Source organism: Mesorhizobium sp. M7A.F.Ca.US.006.04.2.1, assembly GCF_004022915.1.
Taxonomy (GTDB): Bacteria; Pseudomonadota; Alphaproteobacteria; order Rhizobiales; family Rhizobiaceae; genus Mesorhizobium; species Mesorhizobium ciceri.
In genome coordinates, this window is sequence record NZ_RZQA01000619.1 from 1 (window position 1) to 3910 (window position 3910).

7 protein-coding genes are annotated in these 3910 nt (G+C 64.9%); 4 read left to right on the top strand and 3 right to left on the bottom strand.

Annotation, left to right across the window (positions count from 1 at the left end; all coding sequences use genetic code 11):
• The 4 genes from EN925_RS26550 to EN925_RS26565 all read left to right on the top strand — a co-directional run.
• Positions 1-652: SagB/ThcOx family dehydrogenase (locus EN925_RS26550; protein ID WP_164894403.1), on the top strand; the 652-nt coding region annotated here is incomplete at its 5' end.
• Between the two features lie 144 nt (positions 653-796).
• Positions 797-973, top strand: a complete 177-nt coding sequence (locus EN925_RS26555) for a hypothetical protein (protein WP_224700463.1) — start codon at positions 797-799, stop codon at positions 971-973.
• Between the two features lie 4 nt (positions 974-977).
• Entirely contained in the window at positions 978-1235 is a 258-nt protein-coding gene (locus EN925_RS26560) for a hypothetical protein (protein ID WP_127368165.1), read from the top strand.
• A 120-nt stretch (positions 1236-1355) separates the two neighbouring features.
• Positions 1356-1676, top strand: a complete 321-nt coding sequence (locus tag EN925_RS26565; protein WP_127368166.1) for a hypothetical protein — start codon at positions 1356-1358, stop codon at positions 1674-1676.
• Positions 1677-1701: 25 nt separating this feature from the next.
• Here EN925_RS26565 and EN925_RS26570 read toward each other — a convergent pair whose 3' ends face one another.
• From EN925_RS26570 to exbB, 3 genes are all read right to left on the bottom strand, one after another.
• Complete coding sequence (locus EN925_RS26570; protein ID WP_127368167.1) at positions 1702-2646, bottom strand: energy transducer TonB; 945 nt, start codon at positions 2644-2646, stop codon at positions 1702-1704.
• Positions 2643-3110 (bottom strand): TonB system transport protein ExbD, encoded by a 468-nt coding sequence (exbD, locus tag EN925_RS26575; RefSeq protein WP_127368168.1) that lies wholly within the window; start codon positions 3108-3110, stop codon positions 2643-2645. The genes EN925_RS26570 and exbD overlap by 4 nt, the downstream gene beginning before the upstream one ends.
• Before the next feature lie 4 nt (positions 3111-3114).
• Positions 3115-3910 (bottom strand): tonB-system energizer ExbB (exbB, locus tag EN925_RS26580; RefSeq protein WP_245487311.1); only part of this gene is annotated, 796 nt, incomplete at its 5' end.

The following is a 3910-nucleotide window of genomic DNA, read 5'->3' on the forward strand; positions in this document are numbered from 1 at the left end:
GCGCAGCGCCATCCAGCTGCCGAATGCACTGGAAGACAACGAACTTCTTGGCTTGATGGCGCGGCGCCGCACCAACCGCACGGCGGCTCAGCCCACCATCACGGCCAAACAGCTTTCCGATTGCCTGTTCGCAGGGCTCGGCATCATCGGTGAGACCGCCAATTGCGTCGGCACCCTGCCGCTTGGCATGACCCCTTCCGGCGGCGCGCGAAATCCCTATGAGGCCTATGTGGTCGCGCTCGGCGTCGATGGCCTCGAACCCGGTGTCTATCACTATTCCGCCGCCGACCACGACCTTGGCAGGATTTCCGCGAACCATCTGCCGAAGATCTCCGAACTGGTCGGCGGACAGGAGTGGGCTGACGCCATGCCGTGCCTGATCCTGCTTTGCGCCAGGCTCGACCGCACGATGTGGAAATATGAGGACGCCAACGCCTATCGTGTCGTGCTGATCGAGGCCGGCCATATCGGCCAGAACATCATGCTGGCGGCGACCAATCATGGCCTGTCGGCCTGCCCGACAGCCGCGCTCAGTCATTCCGCGATCAAGCGGCTGCTTGGTCTCGACAGCCTCACCGACGCACCGATCTATGCCTTGACCCTCTCGACCCCGGAAAGAGATCCCTCCACCGCGGGCCAATCCATCAATTAGTCGACCAACAATGTGTATTCGGCCAGTAACGCGTTCCCAGGGTATAACCAGAGACAGGAGCAGCACGTGCCAAATCAATCCTTACGCCAGTCGGAAATCGATAGTCTTCAATATATTTCGTCGATGACCAATGAGCTCGTGCAAATGGCCGAAGCAAGCCGTTTTCCGATGATCTCCTATCTGCTGGGCATGGCCTATGCAGAGGCCTTCGACGTTCTTCGCGGCGCACGGCCAGCCAGGCACGCGCAGCTCAGCGGCAACCCGCTGCACCCCAAGGCGCAGGCAAAAGACAATCGCGCCGCCCAGCCACGGAGAGCCTAACGAGATGCAATCGTCAGCATGCGCGGTGGCCGGCTCGACCTCGCGGCCAAACCGCTGGGAGACGCTGTGCGCATTGCAAAGCCTGCTGCCGCTGCTGAAGAAAGCCGCGACGGACCTGCACCGCGCCGACATGGTCTACTGGTTCGAGCAGGCAGATGCCGAGGTCGCCAACATCATCAGGGGCCATCCCTCCGATGCAACCGCCATCCCGGCCCTGATTGCATCCTGCCCGCAGGACCGGCATCCGGTCGCGCTAGCTTGATGCATGTCGCCCGCCAAAACGCCACGCGCTCATTGGCGCCGCTGAAAATGCTCTGCTCACCAGTTTTTCAATTTCAGACCGGAACCTATTGCGCGTCTGGAATGCCAAGGGGACCTGCACATGAACATGATAGCCAACATCAGAAGCGTCGATGCCAGGGAAAGCATTTTCAGCCGGCTCGACGTCTTGATCGTCAGGCGGCCGCCATCGCCTGTCGCCGCGCAGATCGAGGCCCGCCAACTCGTCTCGATGGCGATTGCCGACAGCTGCCAGGCCGACAGTCTCTGGGGTACAGTGGACGCCTTCCACGCCCATTTCGACTTCATGATGCAGACCATCGAAATCAACGGAGCCGATGACCCGAGCCTCGGGCTGTTGCGCACGAAATGCCGTTTCTATCTCGAACAGGTCGAGGCCCTGAGCCTGTCGCTGGCCTACTGACAGGCCGCTTAGACCAAATTCGGTCCTAGTTGCGCAGGCTGAACACGAACGGCGCTGTACGGCTCAGACGCGAACCGAGTTCCGGCGGCGGTGCCGGCACCGTGGCGCCTTGCAGCACGGCGAGCGCCGCACGGTCCAGATCCGCATCCCCGGAGGAACGAGAGAGCCTGGCAGACAGGACCCGGCCGGACGAGTCGACCGTGAAGGCGACATACGGCCTGCCTTCCACGCCTCGGGCCTTGGCAGAACTGGGATAGCGCGTGTGCCGCTTGATCCAGGCACCCAGACGGGAGTCCCATTTGCTGGAGTCGCCGGAGCGCGACGTCGATTCCGCTGCTTTCGGCGCGGCGGTCCTGGCCGCGGGCCGTGCGTCGGCGCTGGCGACGGTTGCCGTCTTCGGCGGAGCCGCCTTCTCCTTCTTAAGCCGCGGCTTGGGCTTCTCGACAGGTTTTTTCGCCTTGGCCTCGACCGGTTTCTTGTCTTTGACAATTTCGACCGGTTTCGGCTGCGGCAAGGGAATGACGACGTCTGGCGTGACAGCCTCGACAACATCCGGGATGACCTCATCCGGCGGCGGCTGATCGGCCTCTTCAGTCGTTTCGGTCCGGTTGGGTTCGGCCTCGTCGGGCGCGACCGCTTCCGGCGGCTCGACAACCGGCTCCGCCTTTTCGACCGGTTCTTCAGGTGTCGGCTCGGTCGTCGGTGTCGGTTCGGTCTGATCTGGCGTCACCGCGTCCAGCGCGGCGACCTGTTCTTGTACGGCCGGCATCACCACCATCGGCGCCATCTCGATCACCTGGGCCGGTGGCGGACCGCCGTCCGCTTCGGTGACCATGGTGAGATTCTGCACTGCATAGGCGACCGCGACATGGGCTCCGAGGACCAGCGCGGCAGCACCGGCCCACAAGCCAAGGTCGCGCCAGCCGAAGCGCGACATCTGGACCGAGGGCACGGCGACCGCTTGCGTCATGGCGCCGCCGCACCGGTGGCTGTGGGCGCGGGGGCATTGGACGCGGGAGCCGTCTCCAGGCCGACCAGCGCGATCTTCAGATAGCCGGCGCCGCGCAACAGGTTCATCGTCTCCATCAGGTCGCCATAGGCGACCGCCTTGTCGGCGCGCAGGAAGATGCGCGTCTGCTTGTCGCCCTTGGTCTTGGCGTCCAGCGTCGCGGCGAAAGCCGGGCGTGGCACGCCGTCATTGCCGATCGCCAGCGTCAGATCGTCCTTCAGCGTCAGGAACAGCGGTGTCTCGGGCCTCGGCGCGGGCGTTGCGGTCGAACCCGGCAGGTCGACATTGACATCCACCGTGGCCAGCGGTGCCGCGACCATGAAGATAATCAACAGCACCAGGATGACATCGATGAACGGGGTGACGTTGATCTCGTGGCTTTCCTCGAGATCGTCATCCATGGTCTGTCGGATTCTGCTTCCCATGGCGCTACTCCGCTGCCAGTGGCGCGGCCGGCGCGACGGTGCGGAAGTCGAGGTCGCGGCTGACCAGTCGTTCGACCCCTGCCGAGGCATCGGCGAGGATCTGCCGATAGCCGGCTATCGAGCGGGCGAAGACGTTATAGATGACGACGGCCGGTATGGCCGCGACCAGGCCCATCGCGGTGGCCAGCAGCGCTTCGGCGATGCCCGGCGCGACCACGGCGAGATTGGTGGTCTGCGCCTGCGAGATGCCGATGAAGGCGTTCATGATGCCCCAGACCGTGCCGAACAGGCCGACGAAGGGCGCGGTCGAGCCGATCGTCGCCAGCACGCCGGTGCCGCGTGACATGCGCCGCGCCGCCGCCGCCTCGATGCGCGACAGGCGCGACGTAACCCGTTCCTTGAGGCCATCGCCTGAGACATGATCGAGGGCGCCGGCTGAGAGTGCGGTCTCCTCCTCGGCCGCCCGCACCAGCAGCGCGCCCGGGCCGCCGCTGCGGTCGAGGGTACTGCTGGCCTGCTTCAGCGTGGCGGCCTTGCCGATCGCCCGCACGGCGCGACGGATGCGCAGCTTGCCGCCGAAAAGCTCCAGCGACTTGGCCAGCCATATCGTCCAGGTGACGAGGGAGGCAAAGGCCAGCCCGATCATCACCGCCTTGACGACGATATCGGCCGCCATGAACATGCCCCATGGCGACAGGTCATGCGGCAAGGTCAATTCCATCGCCGTCGAAGGTCCGGCCTCGGCTGGCGCGGCCGTGTTCGGCTGGGTGCCCGGCTGCGAAGGCGCCATCGTGGCCGGC